Source organism: Fervidobacterium islandicum, assembly GCF_000767275.3.
Taxonomy (GTDB): Bacteria; Thermotogota; Thermotogae; order Thermotogales; family Fervidobacteriaceae; genus Fervidobacterium; species Fervidobacterium islandicum.
This window is the reverse complement of sequence record NZ_CP014334.2, coordinates 730,441-754,573: the sequence shown is the minus strand read 5'-3', so window position 1 is coordinate 754,573 and position 24,133 is coordinate 730,441. Positions and strand designations below refer to the sequence as shown.

Annotated in this window: 25 protein-coding genes and 1 riboswitch; of the genes, 15 read left to right on the top strand and 10 right to left on the bottom strand. The window is 41.7% G+C overall.

Annotated features, from left to right (window positions below):
• Nucleotides 1–2: 2 nt before the first annotated feature.
• Nucleotides 3–821 (bottom strand): sulfide-dependent adenosine diphosphate thiazole synthase, encoded by an 819-nt coding sequence (locus NA23_RS03540; protein WP_033192405.1) that lies wholly within the window; start codon nt 819–821, stop codon nt 3–5.
• Nucleotides 822–924: 103 nt separating this feature from the next.
• Nucleotides 925–1,037: riboswitch (TPP riboswitch) on the bottom strand.
• Nucleotides 1,038–1,287: 250 nt separating this feature from the next.
• Between NA23_RS03540 and NA23_RS03535 the strand changes: the two genes are divergently transcribed.
• The 11 genes from NA23_RS03535 to NA23_RS03485 all read left to right on the top strand — a co-directional run bounded on the left by NA23_RS03535 (nt 1,288) and on the right by NA23_RS03485 (nt 12,719).
• Nucleotides 1,288–1,806, top strand: coding sequence for a nitroreductase family protein (locus NA23_RS03535; RefSeq protein WP_033191087.1), 519 nt, complete (start codon nt 1,288–1,290; stop codon nt 1,804–1,806).
• A gap of 54 nt (nt 1,807–1,860) precedes the next feature.
• Nucleotides 1,861–2,745: a DUF4438 domain-containing protein gene (locus NA23_RS03530; protein WP_052107252.1), complete on the top strand. Its 885-nt coding sequence runs from the start codon at nt 1,861–1,863 to the stop codon at nt 2,743–2,745.
• A 293-nt stretch (nt 2,746–3,038) separates the two neighbouring features.
• Nucleotides 3,039–4,022: a 3-oxoacyl-ACP synthase III family protein gene (locus NA23_RS03525; protein WP_033191088.1), complete on the top strand. Its 984-nt coding sequence runs from the start codon at nt 3,039–3,041 to the stop codon at nt 4,020–4,022.
• A 79-nt stretch (nt 4,023–4,101) separates the two neighbouring features.
• Nucleotides 4,102–5,337, top strand: coding sequence for a TetR/AcrR family transcriptional regulator (locus tag NA23_RS03520; protein WP_236938527.1), 1,236 nt, complete (start codon nt 4,102–4,104; stop codon nt 5,335–5,337).
• Nucleotide 5,338: 1 nt separating this feature from the next.
• The gene (locus tag NA23_RS03515; RefSeq protein ID WP_033191089.1) at nt 5,339–6,622 is read left to right on the top strand and encodes an acetyl-CoA hydrolase/transferase family protein; all 1,284 of its coding nucleotides are present in this window, start codon (nt 5,339–5,341) and stop codon (nt 6,620–6,622) included.
• 39 nt (nt 6,623–6,661) lie between these two features.
• Nucleotides 6,662–7,822, top strand: coding sequence for an ABC transporter substrate-binding protein (locus NA23_RS03510; RefSeq protein WP_033191090.1), 1,161 nt, complete (start codon nt 6,662–6,664; stop codon nt 7,820–7,822).
• A 192-nt stretch (nt 7,823–8,014) separates the two neighbouring features.
• The gene (locus tag NA23_RS03505; RefSeq protein ID WP_033191091.1) at nt 8,015–8,776 is read left to right on the top strand and encodes an ABC transporter ATP-binding protein; all 762 of its coding nucleotides are present in this window, start codon (nt 8,015–8,017) and stop codon (nt 8,774–8,776) included.
• A gap of 37 nt (nt 8,777–8,813) precedes the next feature.
• Nucleotides 8,814–9,551, top strand: coding sequence for an ABC transporter ATP-binding protein (locus NA23_RS03500; RefSeq protein WP_052107052.1), 738 nt, complete (start codon nt 8,814–8,816; stop codon nt 9,549–9,551).
• A complete protein-coding gene (locus NA23_RS03495) occupies nt 9,548–10,426 on the top strand; it encodes a branched-chain amino acid ABC transporter permease (RefSeq protein ID WP_033191092.1) in 879 nt (292 codons plus the stop codon). Before NA23_RS03500 ends, NA23_RS03495 begins: the two co-directional genes overlap by 4 nt.
• A complete protein-coding gene (locus tag NA23_RS03490; RefSeq protein WP_033191093.1) occupies nt 10,426–12,138 on the top strand; it encodes an alpha/beta fold hydrolase in 1,713 nt (570 codons plus the stop codon). The genes NA23_RS03495 and NA23_RS03490 overlap by 1 nt, the downstream gene beginning before the upstream one ends.
• Before the next feature lie 113 nt (nt 12,139–12,251).
• Complete coding sequence (locus NA23_RS03485) at nt 12,252–12,719, top strand: hypothetical protein (RefSeq protein WP_033191094.1); 468 nt, start codon at nt 12,252–12,254, stop codon at nt 12,717–12,719.
• Between the two features lie 148 nt (nt 12,720–12,867).
• Here NA23_RS03485 and NA23_RS03480 read toward each other — a convergent pair whose 3' ends face one another.
• Both NA23_RS03480 and NA23_RS03475 read right to left on the bottom strand, forming a co-directional pair.
• Complete coding sequence (locus tag NA23_RS03480; protein WP_033191095.1) at nt 12,868–14,037, bottom strand: TM0106 family RecB-like putative nuclease; 1,170 nt, start codon at nt 14,035–14,037, stop codon at nt 12,868–12,870.
• Nucleotides 14,038–14,085: 48 nt separating this feature from the next.
• On the bottom strand, nt 14,086–14,856 hold the full coding sequence (locus NA23_RS03475) for an SDR family NAD(P)-dependent oxidoreductase (protein WP_033191096.1): 771 nt from the start codon (nt 14,854–14,856) through the stop codon (nt 14,086–14,088).
• 150 nt (nt 14,857–15,006) lie between these two features.
• Between NA23_RS03475 and NA23_RS03470 the strand changes: the two genes are divergently transcribed.
• Genes NA23_RS03470 through NA23_RS03460 form a run of 3 tightly spaced genes read left to right on the top strand, consistent with a single transcriptional unit; the run spans nt 15,007 to nt 17,741 of the window.
• A complete protein-coding gene (locus NA23_RS03470) occupies nt 15,007–16,389 on the top strand; it encodes an MATE family efflux transporter (protein WP_052107053.1) in 1,383 nt (460 codons plus the stop codon).
• Nucleotides 16,390–16,414: 25 nt separating this feature from the next.
• Nucleotides 16,415–17,251 carry a fumarate hydratase gene (locus tag NA23_RS03465; protein ID WP_052107054.1) on the top strand — a complete coding sequence of 279 codons (837 nt, stop codon included), beginning with the start codon at nt 16,415–16,417 and terminating at the stop codon, nt 17,249–17,251.
• Nucleotides 17,244–17,741 carry a FumA C-terminus/TtdB family hydratase beta subunit gene (locus tag NA23_RS03460; protein ID WP_033191097.1) on the top strand — a complete coding sequence of 166 codons (498 nt, stop codon included), beginning with the start codon at nt 17,244–17,246 and terminating at the stop codon, nt 17,739–17,741. Before NA23_RS03465 ends, NA23_RS03460 begins: the two co-directional genes overlap by 8 nt.
• A gap of 24 nt (nt 17,742–17,765) precedes the next feature.
• Here the strand turns inward: NA23_RS03460 and NA23_RS03455 are convergent, their stop codons facing one another.
• Both NA23_RS03455 and NA23_RS03450 read right to left on the bottom strand, forming a co-directional pair.
• On the bottom strand, nt 17,766–18,260 hold the full coding sequence (locus NA23_RS03455; protein ID WP_033191098.1) for a flavodoxin family protein: 495 nt from the start codon (nt 18,258–18,260) through the stop codon (nt 17,766–17,768).
• Nucleotides 18,261–18,291: 31 nt separating this feature from the next.
• Nucleotides 18,292–18,747 carry a YkgJ family cysteine cluster protein gene (locus NA23_RS03450; protein ID WP_033191099.1) on the bottom strand — a complete coding sequence of 152 codons (456 nt, stop codon included), beginning with the start codon at nt 18,745–18,747 and terminating at the stop codon, nt 18,292–18,294.
• A 135-nt stretch (nt 18,748–18,882) separates the two neighbouring features.
• Between NA23_RS03450 and NA23_RS03445 the strand changes: the two genes are divergently transcribed.
• Nucleotides 18,883–19,452 (top strand): methionine synthase, encoded by a 570-nt coding sequence (locus NA23_RS03445; protein ID WP_145974443.1) that lies wholly within the window; start codon nt 18,883–18,885, stop codon nt 19,450–19,452.
• A gap of 393 nt (nt 19,453–19,845) precedes the next feature.
• On the opposite strand, the gene NA23_RS03440 is transcribed toward NA23_RS03445, so the two are convergent.
• From NA23_RS03440 to pyrG, 5 genes are all read right to left on the bottom strand, one after another.
• Nucleotides 19,846–20,256, bottom strand: coding sequence for a type II secretion system protein (locus NA23_RS03440; RefSeq protein WP_033191101.1), 411 nt, complete (start codon nt 20,254–20,256; stop codon nt 19,846–19,848).
• Nucleotides 20,257–20,447: 191 nt separating this feature from the next.
• Nucleotides 20,448–20,900, bottom strand: coding sequence for a type II secretion system protein (locus NA23_RS03435; protein WP_158510127.1), 453 nt, complete (start codon nt 20,898–20,900; stop codon nt 20,448–20,450).
• Between the two features lie 244 nt (nt 20,901–21,144).
• Entirely contained in the window at nt 21,145–21,738 is a 594-nt protein-coding gene (gene tsf / locus NA23_RS03430; RefSeq protein WP_033191102.1) for a translation elongation factor Ts, read from the bottom strand.
• Between the two features lie 53 nt (nt 21,739–21,791).
• Nucleotides 21,792–22,520, bottom strand: coding sequence for a PHP domain-containing protein (locus NA23_RS03425; RefSeq protein WP_203225734.1), 729 nt, complete (start codon nt 22,518–22,520; stop codon nt 21,792–21,794).
• The gene (gene pyrG / locus NA23_RS03420) at nt 22,517–24,094 is read right to left on the bottom strand and encodes a CTP synthase (RefSeq protein WP_033191103.1); all 1,578 of its coding nucleotides are present in this window, start codon (nt 24,092–24,094) and stop codon (nt 22,517–22,519) included. The genes NA23_RS03425 and pyrG overlap by 4 nt, the downstream gene beginning before the upstream one ends.
• Nucleotides 24,095–24,133: the final 39 nt, after the last annotated feature.

Below are 24,133 nucleotides of genomic sequence, written 5' to 3'. Positions count from 1 at the left end.
ACCTATCGCTCATCGTCGCTCCCTCCCATCTTTCTTAGTTCGTTGGATATGAGTTCGGCAGCCCTTAGACCGGACATTATCATTCCTCCGAATATCGGTCCCATCCTTGGCCCTGCTCCAACGCTCACGGCCGCCATTCCGACAATGTACAATCCGGGGTAGATTTCCCTTGTATTTTCAACAACAAATCTTTCGCCGTTTTCTGCATCCATCGGAAACTCGTATCCGACTATTCCGAAGTTGTAGGAAGCTTCGGTGGAACCACCAATGGATGAAATTATCCCACGTTTTGATAGCAATTTCACGAGATTGGCTGGGTGACCTGTTCCATCGACCGTGAACTTTGAGACAATGCTTATTGGATCAACGTGTAGCTTTTCCCTTAAAGTTGGTGTCCAGTTGATTACGACTCCAGAAACTCTCCTATCGTACATCACCAAGTCCTCGACAAACACGTTGTTGAAAATCATCGTCCCTGCAAGCGTTGTATGGTAGAGCAGGGCTGAAGCAAGATGAACAGAATCGGTAACGATGAACTCGTCGAATTTTTTGAACCTTATACCGAGTTCTTTAAGATAACCTTCCAGTTCAGATTCCAGCACGACTTCGTTGAACATCATTCCACCGCCCCAAATACCTCCACCAGGCTCGTTTTTTGCTTCAAAAATAGCAACTTTGTAGCCCTTCTTAGATAGCTCCAGTGAAAGCGTGAGAGCACTAGGACCACATCCGGCAATTGCCACATCAACTTCCAAGGCGTTTGAAAGCTTTTCGAAGAAGTTCTCAACAATGAGCTTTGAAATCGTAAGATCTTTCCCCATAAGTTGTTCAACCTCCTTTTTTAGTGTGTAAAAAAAAGTCCCTCCGAATTTCATCTTCGGAGGGACCTTTCTACATTTGATTTTCTGCTTGTAATACAAGTTGTCTCACATTTTTGCCCAATCCCTCCGCCGGTATTACCCGGATCAGGTTCGAAGGGTCGAAGGATTGACTCCTTCCTCTCAGCCCCGCATTCAGGAGCTCCCCTCGGGCTAATAGTATTCAACTGTCTAACTTGAGCTTACCATTTGAAATCGGTTTTGTCAAGTTTAGGAAAATATCCCAAAAAACGTTTAAATTTGAGGCTTAGCGGTTCCCTTTGATATTTGACGAAAAGTTTCTCATTTCAACATAGTGTACAGCTTTCTTTTTATCGTTCAAAAACTTAAGACAAGTAGTATAATAAATATTGGAAAGTTTGAATAGCGAACTAATCTTTCAATTTGTTTTTTGAGGGGAGGGAACAGAATGGAACTTCGGGAAGTGATTTTGAAAAGAAGAAGTATAAGGAAATTTAAACAGGAAAGCGTGCCTTTCGATTTATTAAAAGAGATTGCAAAATACTCCCTGTTAGCTCCAAGTGGCCGAAACTCAAGACCTGTTGATCTGGTTATTGTGAGTGATAGAGATAAGATCCAAGAAATTAAAAAAGCAAGGCAGGGTGCGTTTTCATTTCTTGAAACAGCACCTGCATGTATCGTTGTTGCTGCAAACGAAGCTAGTTCTACCTGGCTTTCAGATGCTTCTATCGTGGCCACATACATACAGCTTCTGTGCGTTGAAAACGGACTTGGCAGTTGCTGGGGTCACGCACACGAACGTTTCCAAGATGGTATTTCCGTTGAAGCCAAGATTAAAGAAATACTTCACATTCCGGAAGGTTATAGGGTCTTGTGCGTGATAGGTATCGGTTATCCTGACGAGCAAAAAGACACACACGTTTTGGAAGAAGTTGATGAAAAGAAAATCCACATTAGCAAGTGGTAAAAATTGCATAGATCGTTTTTCGAAGAGCCTTACAGATGGAAGGGAGATGAAGACATGGGTGAACTAAAAAAAGAGAAAACAACGGATATACTTAAAACCAACAAAGACCAGGTTGTCCAGCTTTCGATATTGGTTGAAGTAGCGCATCCTGTGGTTCGCATGCCTGTTGTCGATGGTGATGGTAATTCGTTCTACTTTCCGGGAGTTGGAGGCATTACTTACAACTTCGGGCTTGGTGATAACGCTTTCAAAATGCACGGTGATCACATCGAACCTGATGTTAGCACAAAGAACAAAGACAAAGATTTGAATCCCACATGCATGGCTCTTGCATGCATAGGAAATGAAGCAACGGTAGTATCCGGAGATGCAAAAGGCATGAAAGGCTACGTGATTGGAAAACATGGAGGTATAGATCACATTCTTATTTGGTTCCCTGAAAAGGAAAAGTTAGCAATTGGTGATAAGATACAGATAAAAGCGTGGGGGCAGGGTTTGGAACTTCTTGATTATCCAGAAGTGAAGGTTATGAACATAGACCCATGCCTGTTTGAAAAAATTCCAATAAAGCTCAAGAAAGGAAAACTCCACGTGCCAGTTACCGCTGTAGTTCCTGCGCATTTGACAGGCTCTGGTATAGGGGCAGGTAATCCTGCAGCAACCGACTACGATATGAATACGCTCGATAAGGAGGAAATAAAAAAGTATGGTCTTGACAAAGTGCGTATCGGGGATTTAGTTGCTATATCAGACCACTATAATGGCTATGGAGCTGGAGGCTACAAAGGCGGAGCACTTTCGATAGGTGTCGTAGTCCATTCAGATTGTTTTAAGACCGGTCATGGACCAGGTATGGTGATAATAATGACTTCCAAAGAAGGGAAAATTGTTCCCGTTATTGACGAAAATAGTAATATAAAAAATTACCTTGAGATTTGAGAGTTCTTTAGATTTGTAAGTTGCTTCAACTTCCCGCCCATTGAGGGCGGGATTTTTATTTCCCATTCCGAGAGTCAGGATAAGGAAGAAACACTACAATATTTAGAATATACTACTTCTATTATCACCTCTTTCGATTTATTTCCGGAATACTCCTTATTTCGATATATCGTTCTTTCGTGCTACGGGTGTTATAATGTGAAAGGTGATTCACATGAAATATGACATATGATTCACCTTTCAACGAAGTATTTGTTAGAATACATTTTTATTTAAGAATAGGAGGTTTGGTTATGAAGTACGCTAAGATCATTTCTTCAGGCATGTACGTTCCGCAGAAAGTCATGACGAATGCTGAGTTCGAAAAGCTTACGATGTTCACTATCGATCCGTATTTTTCTGATGTGATTGGTATCAACCACAGACATGTTTCTGAAGATTGGGAAACACCTACATATATGGCAGCGGAAGCTGCAAAAAAAGCACTTGCACGAGTCGGTATGAAGCCTGAGGAAGTTGACCTAATAATCGTTGGTACAGATACTCCGGAATCTGTATCCCCACCGGATGCACCGAGAGTGCAGTATCTCATAGGCGCACACAAGGCAGAACCTCTCGCATTCAACGTGAATGCTTCGTGTGCGAATGGAGCACTAATGCTCGACATCGCTGCGAGATACATCGCTATGGGGGATTACAAAAACGTCCTTGTAATAGGCACGTACGCAATGACGAAATTCTTAAGTTGGAAATATTCTTGGGAAGCGCTTTTCAGCGATGGTGCAGGTGCACTTTTACTTACGTCATCTGATGAACCAGGATACATAGGTAGTGTGGCACGTGCTGATGGCAGCTGGTGGCAGAATTGGGGAATTTATATGGGTGCTGGTACAATGAATTTGGCAGGTTTCGAAAGAGGCCTCCACAAATTAGACCTTAGGGCAGCATATCCGTCGACGGTTAACGAAGAAGGCTGGCCGATGCTGATTAATAGGCTCATGGAGAAATACAGTATCACGAAGGACGAGATAGGCATGATTTTCTTCACGCAGGTGAGAAAGAAGACGATAGAGAAGGTTATGGAGATATTGGGCTTACCTGTTGAAAGAGCGCACATGATTATGCACAAATACGGCTACACGGGCTCTGCGTGTGTATACATGGCTTACGACGACGCTTTCGATGAAGGGAAAATCGAGGAGTTGAAAGGAAAAGTGGTCATTTTCTTAACATCCGGTGTGGGATATCAACAAGTTGCTACCGCTTTCAGAATGTAGTACATTCGAATTCTTTGTAAAGCATGAATTATTTACCATGTTTACTGAATCACTTAGGGAAGGTGTGGAGGGACCGGTATTGAAAAAAGGCGTTTTGAAAGCTGAACAATTATCTAATGGTTCAAAAAAGATGAAACGAATACCTCAGCGCGTAGATGGAATTGAATCAAAAGGCAAGCTTAAAATGGCTGCTATTAAGCTTTTTAGTGAAAACAATTTTGCTGATGTGTCCATTTCTCAGATCGCTAAACATGCTGGTCTAAGCACCGCCGCTTTTTATCAATACTACATTAATAAAGACGAATTGTTCAGAGAAATTGTTGATGAATTGATGGAAAATCTCAAAACAACGCTAAATGGTGATTCTATAACGGAAGTTGCTTTGAAATACTTCGAATTTTGTAGGTTAAACAAAGATTTAATTCAAGCGATTCACCTTAACGAGTACCATTTTGAATGGCTACGAAACGAGTTCGAAGAGCTCATATACTCTGTTTCAGAAAAGTATGGGCTAACGGATGTTGGGCAGTTCTATTTCTGGTCACCTATAAGGTTTGTAGTGAACTTTGGCGATCTTTTGAACGTTGAAGTAGAGCCGAAAGCCTTTATCTCACTTATCATGAACGGTCTTCAAAGAAAAGAAAAAGGTTCCCGAAAACTTCCTAAGGAAATATTTGAATTCAAACCAGAAAAGCACGTTCTAGAAATTGACGAAAAGCGAGAACTAATACTTGCGAATTCAGAAACGCTCTTTGGCACTTATGGTTACCAAAAAACACAGATATACGACATCGCAAGGTCATCTGGAATTGCAGTTGGAACTATTTATCTGTACTTTGAGAACAAAAAGGAAATCTTACGTGAACTGGTTCGATGGATAAACAAGGGATTAAGGTACAACGTCAGAAAGGCGCTGGAAAATGTTAAGAATTACCCAAGGTTGATTCAGGAAATTGCTGGATTGTATGCTTTTGTTCAGTTTTTCAAAAGCCATGCGAGTATGTACAAAATCGTGAGAGAAAGTCAATCGCTTGACTTGGAGATCGCAAAAGAATACTACTCTTCAATCTTTCAATCCTACTGCAAAGCCCTGAAAACTGCAATTCAAGATGGTCAACTGGACTTGGACATGGAACACCTTGATAATGTAGATTCCGAACGTATTCTAAGTTACATCGCCATGATTTTCATGGGAATCGGTCACTACTTGGGCGAAAGATATGTTCTTGCTGGTAAGGTTACAGATACAAAAAAATTGGAACATTTCTTAGAGGAGATCTTTGTTTACCTGTCGGAAGGGCTGGGGGTGAAGTAGCGTGGATTTCAAAGATGAATATCAAAAAAGACTCACAAATATCGAAAACGTACTCTCAATCCTACAGGACAATTGGACAATAGTTGTCGGAATGACTCCTATGGAACCTAAGGTTTTTCTCAGAAACCTTCATCGAACGCAAGCGAGCGGATTGGAAGTTTTCACGTGTTTGAACACAGAACCTTATGAATTTTGTTCAAAAGAAGAATATTCCAATAGATTCTACAACTATTCTTGGTTTTTTGGACCCTTCAATCGAAAGCTTTCGAAGAACACATACTACGTTCCAAATAACCTGCACCAAGCTGGAGTGAATTTGATACAGTCCACAAAAGTCAACGTTTTCGTTGGTGTAGCGTCTCCCATGGATGAGAAAGGTTTCTTCACGCTGTCGGCGAGCGTTGTTTACGAAAAGGATGTGCTTGAGAATGCTGATATAGTTATCCTCGAAGTGAATCCCAACGCGCCGAGAACACATGGTGATACACATGTTCACATCTCTGAAGTTGATTACATAATCGAAGTAGACTATCCTTTGCCACAAGCCGAACTTCTTGAACCAGCTGAAGTAGAGGAGAAAATAGCACAGCATATTGTTGAACTAATAGAAAATGGCTCCACTATCCAGCTTGGTATTGGAGGAATTCCAAACGCCGTTGCAAAATTTCTGGTTGAGAAAAGAGATTTGGGCATCCACACGGAAATGTTCACCGAAAGCATGATAGATCTCTTTGAAGCTGGTGCCATAACGAATAAAAGAAAGACGCTTTGGAACGGGAAATTTGTCTGTACGTTTGCTTACGGCAGTGAGAGAATGTATAAATTCATCGATGATAACCCAGCTGTGTTGTTTTTAAGAGGACGCTACGTGAATGATCCATACGTAATCGCACAAAATGAAAAGATGGTTAGTATAAACACTGCACTTATGGTTGATTTAACTGGAAACGTATGTTCGGAAGCGATAGGAACCAGTCATTACAGTGGTACTGGAGGTCAGCTTGATACTCACAGGGGAGCTGTAAAGAGCAAAGATGGAAAAGGCATCATTGCGATAAGGTCAACTGCAAAAGACGGACAAATTTCAACGATAGTACCACTGCTCCCTCAAGGTTCGCCGGTAACAGTCCCACGGCAAGAACTTGATTATGTTGTAACAGAGTGGGGTGCTGTGCGACTTAGAGGACTACCAACGCGTAAACGTGCACTTGCACTGATATCGGTGGCCCATCCGGATTTTCGCGATTATTTAACCAAAGAAGCCCAAAAACTAGGATTAATCTGATTTTAAGCTTTTCCTATTCCATCAGAGGAGGTGTGTCATATGAAAAAGTTTCTAAGTGTTATTCTTATGCTTGTATTTTTGGTAAGCTTGTTTGCGGAAGTTGGGGTTTACGATGACAAAGTAGTCATTGGAACTTTCCAAGCACTGTCCGGTCCATATGCGATTATTGGCCAAGAGATGAGCAAAGGTATGAAGGCATATTTCAACTGGATTAACAGCAGAGGCGGAGTTTACGGAAGAAAGATAGAGCTCATAATTGCTGACGACCAACTCAACCCGGCAAAAACTGTTGTTGAAGTCAAGAGGTTAGTTGAACAAGACAAAGTCTTTGCAATAGTTGGTGGACTTGGAACGTACGGTTGTTTAGCGGTTATGGATTACCTTGAGCAGAACAAAGTTCCATTCGTGTACCAAGGTGCAGGTACATCAAAACTTGTTATCCCACCGAAAAAGTACATCTTCGGAGTCCAACCAGACTATACACTTGAAGGAACACTGATTGCCAAGTACGTCGGAGAGATTGCAAAATTCAAGAACCCGGGGATTATTTACATGAACAACGATATTGGTTTGGAAGGATACGCAGCGTTCAAGGCTAAGCTGGAAGACTACAAGATGAAGCCAATTGTAGAAATTTCTTACAATCCAGCAGATACGGATTACAGCGGGCTTGTTGTAAAACTTCTTGAAAAGAACCCAGATGTGATAGTTATTTACGGATTAATTACAGATACAATCCGCTGGATAAAGACCATTCGTGACTACGGTCTCAACAGCAAGATAATTACGATATATCCGAACGCAGACCCATCATTTATAACACTTGCTGGAAAGTACGCTGAAGGTATCATCTTCACTGGTTGGGTACCACTTGCAACACCAGACAGACCAGAATTTGTAAGAGACTATCAAAGGGCAATTTCCATTTACCAACAGACGTACCCAAAAGAAGTTATGACATCCTACGCAGTTGCAGGTTTCATTGCCGCTGAAGTTTTCACGGAAGGTTTGGTCAGGGCAGGAAAGAACCTAACAAGAGAAGGGCTTGTAAAAGCACTTGAAAGCTTCAAGAACTGGAACGGTATACTTGCCAAAGATATCACGTGGGGCCCGAATCTCAGACGCGGTAAGACGTCCATGTACTTCATGGTTGTGAAAAATGGACAGTTTGTACCTCTTACCGATTTAATCAGGCCGTGATCACCGTAATTCCAATACTATAAAGAAACTATATACCAAACAGCTGGCTACTAAAAGTGGTACGCCGCGGGCTACAAGGTTAAGGTTAACTACAGACCCCTCCCGATGAAGCCCGCGGCTTTTGTAAGTAAAAGTACGTATCATAGAGAGCTGTTTAGCGACAAGAACAATAAAGACAGGAGTTGAGAAGAGATGCTAAAACTTGAGAATATAAGTGTAAGGTTTTCGGGTCTTGTTGCTGTTGACAACCTTACTATGGAGGTTAAAGATAAAACGATACATTCGTTAATAGGTCCTAACGGAGCGGGAAAAACAACGGTTTTTAATGCTATATCCGGCTTAGTAAAACACGATGGTAGAGTCCTTCTTGACGGCAAGGATATCACACACTTACCAGTGCACAAAAGAGTCTATCATGGTCTTGGAAGAAGCTTCCAAAATATCATTATCTTCAAGTACATGACTGTGTTGCAGAACTTGATGATCGGTTATCATTCGAAACTTCAATACAATCATTTCGATGAAATTGTCTACACAAATAGATTTACTTTAGAGGAACGTAAAGCGAGATTGAGAGCCATAGAAGTTGCCGATTTGCTTGGTATTAAGACCATATTGGGAGTTTACGCTGGAACGCTTCCTTATGGTTTTCAAAAACTTATCGATGTAGGAAGAGCACTTATGACGGAGCCAAAAATACTCCTTCTCGACGAACCTGCTGCGGGTTTAACGGAGAAGGAATCAGATATCCTTAAAGAGAAAATCATTAGGATAAGAGACAACGGCATTACGGTATTTCTCATTGAGCACGATATGAGAATGGTCCTTGATATATCAGACAGAATAACCGTGATCAACTTCGGCAAAAAGATCGCAGAGGGAACAGCACAGGATGTGGTAAATAACGAGGAAGTTATTAAAGCGTACTTGGGAACAGCTGTAACAGTTCAATGATCACATCCAGTTGCATTAGCATAGTGAGGTGAAATTGATGGAGAATGAAAAACTTGGTGAGCATTTAGATGTGAAAGATATCCTCGTTAAAGGCCTTAATGTATGGTATGGACCAGTGCATGCAGTTAAGGGTGTTGAACTTAGCATTCCAGCTGGAAGTATCACAGCGATCCTCGGAGCAAATGGAGCAGGCAAGAGTTCAACGTTGAAGGCGTTTGCGGGAAGTGTGAAATACTCAGGGACAATAATTGTCGGTGATGAGTCTATCGATAGACTGCCCGTGCATGAAAGGGTAAGAAAAGGTCTTGTTCTCTGTCCAGAAGGCAGAGGGATATTTTACCATATGACGGTAAAAGAAAATCTTCTGGCCGGTGCTTACACAAATAAAAAAGCGAACCTCGATTTCGTTTTTGGCATATTCCCATTTTTGAAGGAACGGCTCAATCAAATTGCCGGTACTTTGTCTGGTGGGGAGCAGCAGATGCTGGCAATAGCACGTGCACTGATGGCAGCCCCAAAGTATCTAATGTTAGATGAACCTTCTCTAGGCCTTGCGCCTATCGTTGTTCAGAGAATCACGGACGTCATAAAATACATAAACGAGAATTTAAAGATCACCGTAATATTGGTGGAGCAGAATACTTCTGTGGCTCTGAGTATCGCTCACCATGGTTATGTTTTAGAAAATGGAAAAGTTGCACTCCAGGGAAGAGCCGAGGAGCTCAGAGACAATCCTGTCGTGCGTGAGAAATATCTTGGGGGTGTTAAAAAGTGATAAACCAAATCCTTCTTGGACTTTCAACAGGTGCCATTTACTCTCTTGTTGCTATAGGGCTCGTCATGATGTACAAAGTGAGCGGTGTGATGAACTTTGCGTATGGAAATATGGGGATGTTTGTAACTTATGTAATCTGGTGGTTGAGTTCTTCCGCGGGTTTGAATTTGTATTTCTCAATAGCTATAGGGATAATTTTCGCGGCGATTATGGGTATCGCTGTTGAACGCTATGGTCTGCGCCCTATAAGACATCTTTCGCATGCTTCAATGCTAATCGTCACATTCGGAATTTTGATGATTTTAGAAGGTCTCGCAGTTGAAATTTGGGGAACCCAATACAAGGCATTCCCTGAAATCGTTACGGGTACACCGTTTGTTATCCGCGGAGATTTCGGTATTGTGGTTATTCGTAGGCAGGATATTCTTGTATTCTCAATACTTGCCATCATTTCCCTTTTGTTAGCTCTATTCACGAAATTCACAAAATTTGGGATTGCTGTGCGTGCAGTTTCTGAAAATGAGGAAGTCGCCGGTTACATGGGAATAAATGTTGGATCTGTGCTTGCATTTTCATGGGCTTTTGGAACAGCCATGGCGGCGATTGTTGGTGTGATTTCTGCACCAAAAGTGTTTGTTTCGCCTACAATGCTTACATTTTATCAAATACAAGGCTTCACCGCCGCTGTCTTAGGAGGATTTGAAACTTTCACAGGAGCTGTTCTTGGTGGCTTGTTGCTTGGTGTCTTAGAGAAAATTGTAGGTAACTACATCTCCGAAGGTTTTAAGGCTTCCTTCTCACTTGTCATAATCGTTTTGGTATTAATTTTCTTCCCGAACGGGCTGTTTGGAAGAAGATTAAGGAGGCGAGCTTGATGCTGTGGACTTGGCTGTTACTTGCACTACTGCCTTTCTTGCTTTTGAAGAGCGCGTTTATGATAACTATACTCAGCCTTGTTGGGATTTACGCACTCGCCGCCTTAGGTTTGAATTTGATAATGGGCTATTCAGGTCAGATTTCAATAGGGCATGCCGCTTTTATGAGCATAGGTGCATATACCTCAACGCTACTGGTAATGAATTTTAATGTCCCTCTTGTCTTTGCGATGTTAATCGGTGGTTTAATTGCATTTGCCTTCGGCATTTTGATAGGTTTTCCTGCATTAAGGCTATCCGGATTTTACCTAGCCATTGCAACTATGGGATTTGTCGTAGCTATTGAGCAGATTTTTGGATACTTCGAACATATAACCGGCGGACATGCAGGTATAAGGAATATCCCGTTTCCACATTTGTGGAATTCTGATGTGGAAAAGTACCTCCTCGTGCTTTCTGTGCTCTTTGTGAGCTATGTCATCTCTGAGAGGTTGATAAATTCGAGAACCGGTAGGGCTTGGATGGCAATAAGAGAGAACGAAACAGCTGCTGCAGTCATGGGAGTAAACAACGCATGGTTCAAAGTACTTGCTTTTGCGGTAGGTTCCATGTTCGCAGGACTTGCCGGCGCACTTTATGCGCATGTTATAGGTTACATAGCACCAAGCGATTTTGGAATTGCCAAGTCACTCGATCTATTGGCAGTCTCGGTCATTGGTGGAATGGCATCCGTTGATGGACCATTTTACGGAGCACTTATTTACGTTGCTATGCCATTTCTATTCAGCAGATCCAATGTCCCACTTTCTATAATCTTCGGCGCTCTTTTGATCTTTGTTGTCCTCTTCATGCCGTTAGGAATTAGCTACTACATTAGAATGTTCAGAATGAACTATCTCAACGCACTACTTGTGCATTTAAAGAAATCCAGAAGGCCGTATGGGATGTTTGTTCAGACTCCAGCTGGACGGATTCACTACATAAAGTACGGAAATGGGAATATTCCTATCGTGTTGGTTCACGGGAACTTCGCTTCAGCAAGATTTTTTGAACCACTTATAAAGAAAATTCCTCAAGAGAAATACACAGTCTACGCGCTTGACTTGCCAAATTTCGGTTTCTCAGACGAACTCCCAGGAGATGTTAGCATTGAGAAATACGTTGATGCGCTGGAAAAATTTGTACAAACTCTCGGGATAAGGAATTTCATTTTACTTGGTCACTCGCTTGGCGGTGCAGTTGCTATGGGCTACGCTGTGAGAAACCCCAAGAATCTGATTAAATTGATTTTAGTTGACCCAGCACCCGTCTTCGGTATGCCGCGATACGATGAATCAACCTACAAAATTATAGATGTCTACAGGAAAAATCCGGAGCTGATTAAACGAGCCTTAATGATGAACGCTCCAACTTACGATGATGAAAAATTCTTCGAAAGAATAACAGCAGATGCTCTTAGAATGGCAAAGAAAGCCTTTATAGGCAACGCAAAGGCACTGGCTGAATACAACTATTCTGACAAAGCCAAGAACGTTGAGATTCCTGTTGTTGTCATCTACGGCGACAAGGACGTGATACTTGATTACATAAGTATGCAGAAAACCGCAGCGGCTTTCCCAAATGGTAAGTTAATAGTGCTAAAAGACATTGGGCACAGTCCTGTTATTGAATCACCGGAAGAGGTAATAAGACATTTTTCTGCCCGAGTTTAAACAACGACTGTGCTTGAACGATTTTCATTTTCAGAAGGTCTAAATTAATGAGTAATAAAAGTTAGCAACGAAGAGTTTTCAATTTTCACACCACATTCGGAGGAGGGATAAAGATGAGAAAGTTGCTGTTGGTAGCTGTTCTTTTGGTGTTATCAACTGTTGGATTATCGTTCATTGGTGTTGAAGCGGCCAACCTTCAAGAACAAATGTATGAACTCTATGCGCGCTTTGATGCAGGTATATTAGCGTTCTTGTATCCTGTGGGGTATTACGATTTCGAGACACAGGAGTTCAGTCTATCACAAGAATTCAACGTTGAAAATCTCTATTTCGGCCTGAATTTGAAGCTACCACTCGGCATGTTCTATCTACGAGGTGCGGCTTACACAACTGTTGGCGATGTGATGAGCTTTACTGAGACAAACAAGTTAGGTATATTTGGAAGAGTAGGCGCTGGGATCGACCTGTTTATTCTGAGTGCAGAGGCCGGAGTAAGGATTTATTACCTGTTCGGCGATCCGGAATTCGGATTTAGCTTTAACCCAAGTTTATTCTACGTTGCACTTGGACTTTCTTTCTGAATTGATATATTGTCAGTGAAGTGTTGACTGGTTACATAGCAAGATTGGAAAGCGAAAGAGCAAAATAGTCAAAAGCGCCAAGAAAAAATTAAACCTTCTGGAAGGTTCGGTTTTTTGAACTTTCCGGAAGGTTTTTTTATCATGTATTTTAGAAAATTTCTTTCAGTTTTTTCAATATAAATTCCGTTGCTCGCACATCGTCCTCGTTGTACATGAGTATCTCTTGCAGTATTCTTTCATCACCTGTGGCCAAATACTCAGCATAGGAATGTACTACAAGCTGACCGTTTAATTGAGTGCGCCAATTAAAGCCAAAGTATCGTGCAATGCTCTTCAACGAATACGATGGGACTGGCAAAGCTACGTAGTCAACGTACAGTTTGTAAACATCGATAAACCGACTGAAGAAACTTTTGGGAAGTTCTATGTTGTACCTTCGAGCTAACTTCTTGAATCGATTTACTTCGTAGTTATGGAAATGGTATACGGGATTGCCACTCTTAGAGATATATTCTATCACTTTCTTAAACGTGTCCTCTTCATGATTTGGGTCTGGGGCTAAGAATGGTACATACAAACCGTTGTCCAAGATCCCAAAAAGGTAATCGAAGCTTATGGGAGTATAACTTTCAATATCAAGATACAGCCCCTCAGAAATCTTAGGGAGCGGTTTTATGAGTATTGGCTTATTGTTCAAAATGCTCTGCGCTTGGAAGACAAGTCGCTTGGTTTTCTCTTTACCGATGAGTTCTTCAATAATTGGGCTCATGTTGATTACATCCTTCAAAGTCCTGATTCCATACGATTTCAATTTTTCCAAAGTCTTTTCCTTAACGCCGTGAAGGAACGTTAGGCTTTCTGTGTTCACTATTTCTCTAAAGCATTCTGCCGAATACTGACATGTGCGACACAAGTGTGTTTTCACTACCCTGAAATCGTCTGTTTCGCAAAAAGTTCCTATCATCGAGAGCATCTTACTGACATATGGTTTCCAATTAACGGTCACGCTGTAATATGGACTTTCGACTATTATTGATTCTAAATGCTTCCCGCAGCTTTCTATGACGTACCCTACAAACGCACTTTCCAGCATGTGGTATTCTGCTAACTTCTTGCCGGTCTTTGATATTTTCACGATAAGCGGCTTTTCCGAAACAACTTCGTCCACATCTGCGACAAGCGTGCAACCGAATGCATCCGTCTGAAAGTTCATGCCGCTTGACTGTAAACCAGATGTCTGCTTTCTACTTCTTATTTCGAACTTCGCCTTTCTTGGGCAAAAGTATATGGTCTTTACATCCTTACTCGAAATTACCATCTTTCACACCTTCGACTTTTACAACTTTTTCCATCATAATACTAGAGGCTAAAAATACTTAGCCAAAAAGTTTGCAATGAACTTATCACCAAAGAACTTTCTAACGAAATAGTAAGTCAGCTTATTCCCAAAACCGGGCACGTATAGTGGATTACCATTTTCAAATGCTTTTAGTGCACCTGCAACAACATGCTCGGGTTTCATTAATTTCCCTTTTGTCTCCATCCGTGCTCTTTCGAAAAACCTTGTCTCTGTGGGACCGGGTGCAACACAAAGCACGTTGACGTTCTTGTCCTGCAACTCCGCCCATAAGCTCATTGACAAGCTGTAAACATATGCCTTCGTCGCGGAGTAAACGGCTAAATGTGGAATTGGGAAAAATCCTGCAACTGATGCGATATTTATAATCCCGCCGCTTTTTCTTTTAGCCATCTCCGCACCGTAATAATGCGTAAGCTTCGTCAGTGCAGAGATATTCAAATTAATCATTCTAATGTAGTCGTCCAAAGAGTTGCTAAAGAAGTCTCCGTAAAGTCCAAAACCTGCGTTGTTTACAAGTAGGTCGATGTTAAATCTTGAAGTGTTATCGAATACCATATCCAAATCCTTGGTTAAGTCTGCCTGTAATATGACAACGCTTGAACTGGATATCTTATGTATCTCATCTGCTACACTTGTTAATGCGGGCATACTCCTTCCTATCAGTATTAAATTAAGCCCCTTTTTGGCAAGCTGGTAAGCGAATTCTTTACCGATTCCGGAAGAAGCCCCAGTCACGAGTGCCCATCGATATATTCGTAAGTCGTATTTTTTTGCCATACCATATCAACCTCCTCACATTGAATTATACACTCTCTATGGTAGAATAGGAAGTGACAATTTCGCTCCTCGAACAAAACTGTGAATTCGGCAAGGGGATTGTTTAGAATTTCGGCTAAAATTCTTCACAGAGAGGTGAAAAAGCTGCATATGAGTAGCACTGTCAAAGACATTCTCAAAATAGCGATACCCGTTTCGGTAGAAAACCTGATAGCTAATACCGGTACTTTCATACTCACTGTTTTTCTCTCCAGAATGGGAGAAAAGCAAGTTACCGTGAACGGAATTGCTAATCAAGGGTCTTTTCTCGTCATTCTTTTTCTTTTCGGTTTGAACACAGGTGGAGCTATCTTTGTCTCGCAGTATTGGGGTAAAAAGGACAGAGAAGGAATTAAGCGCACATCAACTTTGATGATTTACTCATCTTTAATAATCGCACTTGGCTTTTTTGTTCTCACTTTCTTCTTTCCAGAAATGTTCTCTTCAATATTTACTAAAGACAAAGAGGTTATAGCAGCTTCTGTACCTTTTCTCAAGGTTATCTCGATTTCGTATTTTGGTTTTGCCTTGGAAATTGCGTTCAGAACACTTCTACGTGGCATAGAACTTGCTATTATTCCTATGGAATCCTACGTTTTCGGTACAGCTTTGCAAATTTTTCTTGCCTATAATCTCATTCACGGATTGTTAGGCTTTCCAAGACTTGGACTGCTTGGAATAGCGATTGCTACTACGGTTGCAAGGTTTTTCATCCCGGTATATCAAATAATACGCGCATCTTTCTTGAGGGTTCCTTACAGCTTTGCATTCTCGCACATCGATAGAAATTTTGTGAAGAAATTCTTCGAATTTGCGACACCTACGACACTCAACGAAATCTCGTGGTCCTTGGGGATGACCGTATACGGCATCATCTTTGGCCGCATGGGAGTCAGCGTGTACGCCGCAAGGAACATTCTATCTTCTTTCGAGAACTACGTCTGGACAATCACATTTGGTTTGGTCATAGCTGCCTCTGTCATGGTGGGAAAGATGATAGGTAGGTTGGAGTACGAAAGAGTTCACAAGTTCAGTGCAAAGATGTTGGTCACAAATTCGGTAACCGGCTTAGTATCAGCAGTAATAATTATCGTTATTTATTATTCGTTGCTCCCGACTTTTAAGATAGACCTTGCAACAAAAAGAATGCTCACAGCTACCATGTGGGTCATGCTTGTCGGTGCGCCTATAAAATCATTCAACGGTGCTGGTATTGTCGGAATCTTGCGTGCCGGGGGCGATGCGAAATTCGCGTTCCTTCTTGAAACATTCACACTCTGGGCTATTGGTATACCGCTTACCTTAGTTGGAGCATTTGTATTGAAATTATCGCTTCCATGGGTCTATTTCCTAACCCTGTCCGATGAAATTGTAAAGGCTATAATTGTTCTGCTAAGAATAAGAGGAAAAAAGTGGATAAAGAATGTGACCATAGAAGGCAAAGAAGGCACAGAAAGTGATATTGGGCTAACTATCCCTGAAGAGCATCTATAAAAATTACTAACAAGGGGAGATATCAATGCGACTGGTCTCAAATCAACAGATATACGAAAAGGTTTGCGAAAAACTTGTAGAGATGAATACAAGACTAAACCCAGACATGCGAAAGGTTTTTGAAAATTACTCCGGACCATTCGCTGATGAAATCAGGCAAAACATAAAAATTGCAGCGGAGAAAAAGCTTCCGCTATGCCAAGATACAGGGATGGTTGAGTTCTTCGTGTTCCGACCTTATGATTTGCTGCTCGAAGAACCGCTTCAACTAACTTTATCCAAAGCAGTTAAAGACACGTACGAAAAGAACGGCTATCGTAAAAGTACTGTTTTAGATCCGCTGTATTCAAGAAAGAACAACCTCGACAACTTACCAGCTGTGATCCACGAATTCGAAGTTGAAAACTCAAGCGAATTGGAAATTTGGATGATTGCCAAGGGTGGGGGGAGCGAAAATTTAACCGCACTGTACATGATGTCACCGTCTTCTTCAGAGGATGAAGTGATCGTCGTAGTGACTCAGCACATTCAAAAGAACGGACCAAATGCCTGCCCACCAATTAACGTTGGGATAGGTATAGGAGGAACAGCCGACATGGCTATACTCATATCAAGGTTCGCTCTTTTTACTGGTGATGAATACAACCCTAAATTGACTTACCTTGAGAAATACGAAAACCTCGCAAAAAAACTGCAAGAATTAATCAACGACCTACACATCGGTGTTCAAGCGCTCGGTGCTGGACCTACCTGCAATGCGGTAAAGGTTTACGCATATCCGACTCACATAGCAACACTACCCCTTGCAATAAGTGTGGACTGCTACCTTTCACGCACAGGGAGAGTGATTATAAATGCGTGAAATAGATTTGTGCATGTTGAAAGCTGGAGAACCTTTCTACTATTCGGGCACACTTATTGTTATGCGGGATGCAGCGCACAAGAAAATTATAGAATTTGAGAACCAAACGGGAAATCTGCCACTACCTCTCAACGGCAGAATTATATTCTACGCAGGTCCAACGTTTTCGAACGAAAAGATGGTCATAGGTCCGACGACTTCAAGGAGAATGGATAAATTCTTGGAATACACACTTTCAAAAGGTGTCATAGCAACCATCGGAAAGGGCGAAAGAACACCCAAAGCAGTAGAGATTATAAAAAAATACAGAGCACCGTATCTCGTTGCTCCAAGTGGCTGTGCCGCATACCTGTCGGAAAAGATATTGGGATGGAAAATCGTGGCGTTCGAAGAACTTGGACCAGAAGCAATTTATGAAATCACCGTCGAAGACTTTCCACTAATTGTAGCGATTGATTGTAACGGCAACACGTTCAATCAAAATCGATAGTTTTCGATACCGTAATCTATTCTATCAGTTATTTGTTGCTTGAACCCAATCTCTTATCTTCCTGACAATTTCCTCTTCTTTATCTTTCGAAGGGTTAACAAAATGAAGGGGTTCTAAGAACTCGTTGCCCGTAAGTGTCTTTTGAATCTGCTTGACGCACTTACTTATTGACCCACCACCGTTGGTGACCAGTACGCCTATTTTCTTGCCCTTGATTTGTTGGTCTTTGGTTATACTTACCAAAAGTGAATTAATTGGTGATGCACACTTTCCAGCCCACACAGGTGTTCCTATGACAATGATGTTGTAGTCTTTCAGAGAAGGAATCTTGGTTTTCAACTCAGGTTTTTCATTGAACACGGCGGATTTCCCGCACCAGAAGAACTTGCTGAAACCTCTTGTTGGAAACGGCTTGACCAATTCCAGCTCAAGTACCTCTGCTTTCAACTCCTTTGCTAAAAGCTGCGCAACCAACTTCGTGTGTCCTTCAAGAGAGTAATAGATAACGATGCTTTTCATACCCCATCCCCCTTTTTCCAATCTCAGTTCTTCAGAAACTGACACTTTCCACTTCGATAGCCACATCCATAAGAATTTCGTAGTATTCCTTCCAGCGTTGCGACACAACGGCCCGTGTATAACCCTGCGGATCGCACCTTTCATCGACCTTCGGCACAAGCATCCTGCAACTTTCTGGTCGATTTTCAAAAGCAAGCTCGCAACCTAACGGTGTTAGAAAAGTGCATTCTCCAGAATACCTGTGGTCGAACACACTGCCTTCAAATCCCTTCACAGCAGGCCTAACAAAATACAGCCCTTCATCTTGGCTGACCCAATCAACCGTCCACCTGCCTGAAGATAGAGCTTTAAATAAATTCTCTCCCAATTTCTCAACATCCGGTGCTCCAAAATCTTCGGGTGTAGCAAGCCCCGGGTAGGTTTTACAACACTTCCCACCACAGACTTTGCAAATTTCGGGATTTTCAACACCTATGGGCTTACTCATCGACAGAACCTCCTGACTTAAGTAAAAATCTTGAATCTTAACTTGGCGAGATTTTGTGATATTATAAAATGAAGATGCATTTACTACATATATTTTACACCTTTTCGCGTAAATACTCAATGTTAAATGCCGGAGGTGTCTGGATTGAAAATATTCATTCCAGAAAAATACCAGTACATGCCATCCAAGAAAATCTTCCTTGCGCGAGCAGGGGCGGTTTATTCAAAGATTTTGAACGATGAAACTTTGATGGAAGTTGCCAACAGGATATACCTGAGAGGGCTTGATATCGCAAGACCGGTGGTGTATTGGGAGGTTTTCAAAAAACACCAGCTTCCAAAAAATGCAGTGCCGGGGGTTTACAAAAGTTACGAAACTTTTCTCATCTGCGTTTCCACGCTTGGTGCGGAAATCGACGAAGAGATCGAAAGACTTTCGCATGTTTCAACACTTGAAGCAGCACTCCTTGATGCATGGGGCTCGGAAGCCTTAGAAAAGCTCAACGACAGCTTTGAGGATGTGTTTAAAAAGCAAAACAACAGCAAGCTTACGATGAGATTTTCTCCTGGATACGGTGATTTACACATCAGTGTGAATAAAATCTACGTTGAACTGCTGGGCATAGCTGATAAAGTAAGAGTGCTCGATACTGGCCTGATGATTCCAAGGAAGACGACGGCGTGCATAGTGGGGATTGGTGGTTAGTGCGAGGGAGTTTACTTCAGACCGGGGAATCAACTTAGCGACAATCAATAACTTTTCTTTCTGTATATTAAAGTACCATTTGGTGCTTATTTACCAAAGAATTTCTTTTACACGGAAAATAAGTTCATGTATTTTGTAACTCGTATCCTCAAAATAATCTTTGAACAACAATTAGCATTTCCGTTTTTCAGTATTTGCTCAATTACCTTTACTACCATACTTGCTGAAATTAATACCATCTGCCTATTTCTTTCATCGTATAGAAAAATCAACACCTCCCATAACGGGAGGTGTTGATAGGTATCTGAAAAAGTACCAAGCAATATCATCATGGTTGAGAGAACTGCGAAAAGCTTACAAATACTCTGCGTAGCTGTTTGCTGCAGACAAGTATCACCAGTACTTTCTCAAAAGTACTTCGACACCCGGTTTATCATTCTCAAGCTTTGTGGTTTCCGGAAGGTGTTTCACCACATCTTGATACTTGACATCCCCACCTGTGTAGGATATAACTACTTTTCCGGTACCATCTTCTAATTCGTCATCAGTTGGGTCTAAGTCATACTTACTCCAGTCGAAATTTGCACTAATGTATGACACAATTGCTTCAGTGCTGCCCGGTAGTGCTTTTTCCGCATAAAAGTAATTCTCTACAGCTGTTTTTAAGGCCCTCAAGTTCTGTGCAACTTGGCTTGCTTTTGCGTTTTTTACAGCGTTCAACGCAAGTGGTGTTGCAACCGACATGAGTGCCGCGATAACCGCAAGGACGATCAAAAGTTCAATCGTCGTAAAACCTTTCCTCATACTACCGACCTCCTTCTCTTAGGGTTTTAGTTTTTCTCTACCTTGAAACCGAAATGTTTAAACTCTACATTCATATTATCGCACAATTTTCGAAAGTTATACCACTCCGTGGTTGAACCGCTCAAATTCAAAGATGAAATGCAAGAAATCAAGGACGAACAGCAGTAGTGTAGGGATGTATGCAAAAAAGATTACTTTCGAACGTTGAACGTGTAAACTATTGCTCTTGTTCCATTTGAAGTACCTTCCTCAACATCTGGCAACATACCTTTTACTTTCTCAAAGTCGACATCGTCTTTCAAATAAATAATTTGAACTTTGTAATTGCCCAATTCATCAGAGCCGTCGACAATGATTGAAAACCCATTAGGAACATGGGATATGTACTTTTTATCGGCAAGTTCTTGAACGTTTGAGAGGGCATTATCCTCGGTTTGGAAATACGCCTCAACAGCCTTTTTTAAATTTACAAAGTTTTGGGCAACTTGGACAGCTTTGGTATTGGACACAACTGAACGGGCGGGAGTTAGGTATACCGCAACGACGATAAGAAGGGCTATTATAGCAATCGCTACCAGAAGTTCTACCATTGTAAAGCCTGATTTTGAATTTTTCAAACTGCTAAGAGTTTTCAGGTTTTTCACAGTCATTCTTCCCCTCGTTTTGATAAGACGAATGAGAAAAATTAGACCCCAGGTTTAAAATATTAATCTTTGATAGTGTACGCATATTTTATACCACGATTCACTCGAATTTTATCGCTGGCGGGATGAAAGGAAGAAAATAGAGGATGAACTGCGGAAAATGGCAAATGAAAGTAAGAAAATAAAAAACCACCGCAACAAAATCAGAAATTTGCGGTGGTTTGTGATTGTCCTTGTGTAAGCCTTATTCTCCTACCTGCATTCTAACAAATCTTGAGACTTGGATGTTTTCTCCTATCTTTGCGATTGCTTGCTGGATCATGTCGTTGATTGTTATTGTCTGGTCGAGTGCGTATTTTTGTTCGAGTAAACAGTTGTCTTGATAGAAACTTTCGAGTTTACCTTCGATTATCTTTTCGATAACTTGTGCTGGTTTTCCTGAGTCTTTGAGTTGTTCTCTGTAGATTTCTTTCTCTTTTTCAATTACATCCGCAGGTACGTCCTCTCTCTTAACCCATCTTGGAGACATAGCTGCGATGTGCATTGCGATTTTGTTTCCAAGTTCTTTGAATTCATCTGTTCTGGCAACAAAGTCTGTTTCACAGTTGAGTTCAAGGAGGACTCCAATTTTACCGTTGTGGTGAATGTAAGAAATGATGAGACCTTCTTTTGTTTCTCTTCCCGCTTTTTTTGCAGCTTTTGCGAGACCCTTTTTTCTGAGTATCTCAATAGCCTTTTCCATATCGCCGTTGGCTTCTTCAAGTGCGGCTTTACAATCCATCATACCTGCGCCTGTTCTTTCGCGAAGTTCTTTAACCATCTGAGCGCTAATTTGCATGCTTTCCAACCTCCTCTATGTGATGTATTTGAAGATAATTTTGATAGAACTTTTTAAATTCTTACTTCTCGCCATTCAGTGTCGAACACTAAGATATTATTGTAACCTAATTCCTTGAGTATTTCAATACCTTTCTCGATGCCTCTGCCAATTTGCTCAAGTGAGTGCGCATCGGAACCGATGGTTATGTTTCGCCCTCCAAGTGATTTGTATAGCTTTAGTATTTCCACTGAAGGATGCGGTTCACCGTAGAGTTCTATTGTAGCGGTGTTGACTTCAAGCATCTTCCCGTTCTTTATAACCAGCTTTAGAATTTCGCTTATTAGGTCGTAGAGCTCTACCGAGAATGGTTCTTTTGTTCTGTGGTATCTTCTTGGAAAATCAAGATGCGCAAGCGCATGGTATTCGTCAAAACGTTGCATAATATCCAGCAGCCTGAACAGGTAGTTTTTGTAACTCTCTTGGGTTATGGGTTCTTCCACATAGTGATGTGATAGTAGAACGTAATCGAACTTTTTGGTATCTATGTTCAGTTCTTTGATTCCATCCCAACCCAGCTCTACTCCAACTGGAAGGGAGTATTTCTCCATTACGTTTCGGTAGAGATCCACATTTATCGTGTTAGCATGTTGATCGGCAAGTTCGTAATGGTCCGTGATGATGATGTACCTTATGCCTTTTTCAGATGCAGTTTCGATTATATCTTCTATCTCCGACTCAGAATCTGGGGAGAAACGGCTATGTATATGATAGTCAGCGATGATTGTCTTCTTCGCGCTCACCTAGTAACCTCCTCTATCGCTTTAATTAATGCTGTGAAAAGCGGATGCGGTGACCCCACTTTTGACTTGTACTCCGGATGGTACTGAATACCTACGAAAAACGGATGGTCATCGAGCTCAATCGCTTCAAGGAATTCGGACCTTCCAGATATCGTCAGCTTGTAACCTTCTTCTCCTGGTAGTTTGTACATGTAGCCAAAATTGATCGTGTCTGCTTCGTATCGGTGCCTGTGCCTTTCGTAAACCTCTTCCAGTCCGTAGATGTTGTAGAGCTTCGTTCCTTTAAGGACCTGCATTTTCTGCGCACCAAGGCGCATAGTACCACCGAGGTTCATAATCTTCTTCTGTTCTTCCATCATGTTGACAACCGGATAAGGTGTTTCAACATCGAATTCCGTTGAGTTCGCACCTTTCAAGTTGAAGACATTTCTTGCAAATTCTATCACCATCAGCTGCATTCCAAGGCAGATTCCCAAAATTGGCTTTTTATTTTCCCTTGCGTACTTGATAGCCTTTACCTTCCCTTCTATTCCGCGCCTGCCAAATCCACCAGGGATAATCAGTGCGTCGAAGCTGGAGAGCTTTTGCGCAACGCCGTCGTCGTCTAATTCCTCAAGTTCCTGCGCATCTATCACAACTGGTTTTTGAACGCCGGAAAGGAAGATCGATTCAATGATACTTTTGTAAGCATCGTCGGTTCCAAGGTATTTACCAACGAGTGCTATTCTGTAAGGTTTGAAAGACTTTGGATAAGTCCAGTTCAGTGGTTTGTCTTGAATTTCGATGTTCAATCTGTTGGCAACAAGCTTGTGCACTTGTGCTTCATAGAGTGTTTCTGGAATTTGGTAAACGTTGCCAACATCCGGCAGATTAATGACCATGTCCCTTGGAACTCCGCTGAAGAGCGCAATTTTGTATAGGCTTTGGGAGTCTATGGGCATTTCACTTCTAACAACAATAACATCGGGTTGGATACCTATCTTCCTAAGTAATTGGACAGACTGTTGAGTTGGTTTTGTCTTAAACTCGTTTGTTACTCTGAGATAAGGCACGTATGTAACGTGGATAAATAGGAAATCGTTTCTGTTCTTCTCAAACGCAAGTTCCCTTACAGCTTCAAGGAAGACTTCACCCTCAATGTCACCGACGGTCCCACCAATTTCGATCGATAGGACCTTTCCTGGCATGGAGGTGATTCTTTCCTTTATCTCAGACGTCACGTGTGGAACAACTTGGACAGTAGAGCCGAGGTACTTTCCTTCGCGTTCGCGTTGTATTATTGTCGAATAGATCTGCCCTGCTGTGATATTGTTCCTTCTGGACATGCTGACACCGAGGAATCTTTCGTAGTGGCCAAGGTCGAGGTCAGCTTCGTAACCGTCGTCGGTAACAAAGACTTCCCCGTGCTGATTTGGGTTCATCGTACCTGCATCCACATTCAGATACGGGTCGATCTTCAAAACGTTTATATCTACTCCGACTTCCTTCAGCAACCTTGCAAGCGATGCTGAGAATATCCCTTTGCCTATTCCGCTTAGAACACCGCCTGTTACCACTATATACTTTTCAGGCATCATTGCACCCCCACCAAGCAGTGTGAGATTTTTTTAGCT

Excerpts from the sequence above, each read along its gene's own strand:
- NA23_RS03540 (WP_033192405.1), bottom strand. The coding sequence starts at position 821 with ATGGGGAAAGATCTTACGATTTCAAAGCTCATTGTTGAGAACTTCTTC.
- NA23_RS03535 (WP_033191087.1), top strand. The coding sequence starts at position 1,288 with ATGGAACTTCGGGAAGTGATTTTGAAAAGAAGAAGTATAAGGAAATTT.
- NA23_RS03530 (WP_052107252.1), top strand. The coding sequence starts at position 1,861 with ATGGGTGAACTAAAAAAAGAGAAAACAACGGATATACTTAAAACCAAC.
- NA23_RS03525 (WP_033191088.1), top strand. The coding sequence starts at position 3,039 with ATGAAGTACGCTAAGATCATTTCTTCAGGCATGTACGTTCCGCAGAAA.
- NA23_RS03510 (WP_033191090.1), top strand. The coding sequence starts at position 6,662 with ATGAAAAAGTTTCTAAGTGTTATTCTTATGCTTGTATTTTTGGTAAGC.
- NA23_RS03505 (WP_033191091.1), top strand. The coding sequence starts at position 8,015 with ATGCTAAAACTTGAGAATATAAGTGTAAGGTTTTCGGGTCTTGTTGCT.
- NA23_RS03500 (WP_052107052.1), top strand. The coding sequence starts at position 8,814 with ATGGAGAATGAAAAACTTGGTGAGCATTTAGATGTGAAAGATATCCTC.
- NA23_RS03490 (WP_033191093.1), top strand. The coding sequence starts at position 10,426 with ATGCTGTGGACTTGGCTGTTACTTGCACTACTGCCTTTCTTGCTTTTG.
- NA23_RS03485 (WP_033191094.1), top strand. The coding sequence starts at position 12,252 with ATGAGAAAGTTGCTGTTGGTAGCTGTTCTTTTGGTGTTATCAACTGTT.
- NA23_RS03480 (WP_033191095.1), bottom strand. The coding sequence starts at position 14,037 with ATGGTAATTTCGAGTAAGGATGTAAAGACCATATACTTTTGCCCAAGA.
- NA23_RS03475 (WP_033191096.1), bottom strand. The coding sequence starts at position 14,856 with ATGGCAAAAAAATACGACTTACGAATATATCGATGGGCACTCGTGACT.
- NA23_RS03470 (WP_052107053.1), top strand. The coding sequence starts at position 15,007 with ATGAGTAGCACTGTCAAAGACATTCTCAAAATAGCGATACCCGTTTCG.
- NA23_RS03465 (WP_052107054.1), top strand. The coding sequence starts at position 16,415 with ATGCGACTGGTCTCAAATCAACAGATATACGAAAAGGTTTGCGAAAAA.
- NA23_RS03460 (WP_033191097.1), top strand. The coding sequence starts at position 17,244 with ATGCGTGAAATAGATTTGTGCATGTTGAAAGCTGGAGAACCTTTCTAC.
- NA23_RS03455 (WP_033191098.1), bottom strand. The coding sequence starts at position 18,260 with ATGAAAAGCATCGTTATCTATTACTCTCTTGAAGGACACACGAAGTTG.
- NA23_RS03450 (WP_033191099.1), bottom strand. The coding sequence starts at position 18,747 with ATGAGTAAGCCCATAGGTGTTGAAAATCCCGAAATTTGCAAAGTCTGT.
- NA23_RS03440 (WP_033191101.1), bottom strand. The coding sequence starts at position 20,256 with ATGAGGAAAGGTTTTACGACGATTGAACTTTTGATCGTCCTTGCGGTT.
- tsf (WP_033191102.1), bottom strand. The coding sequence starts at position 21,738 with ATGCAAATTAGCGCTCAGATGGTTAAAGAACTTCGCGAAAGAACAGGC.
- pyrG (WP_033191103.1), bottom strand. The coding sequence starts at position 24,094 with ATGCCTGAAAAGTATATAGTGGTAACAGGCGGTGTTCTAAGCGGAATA.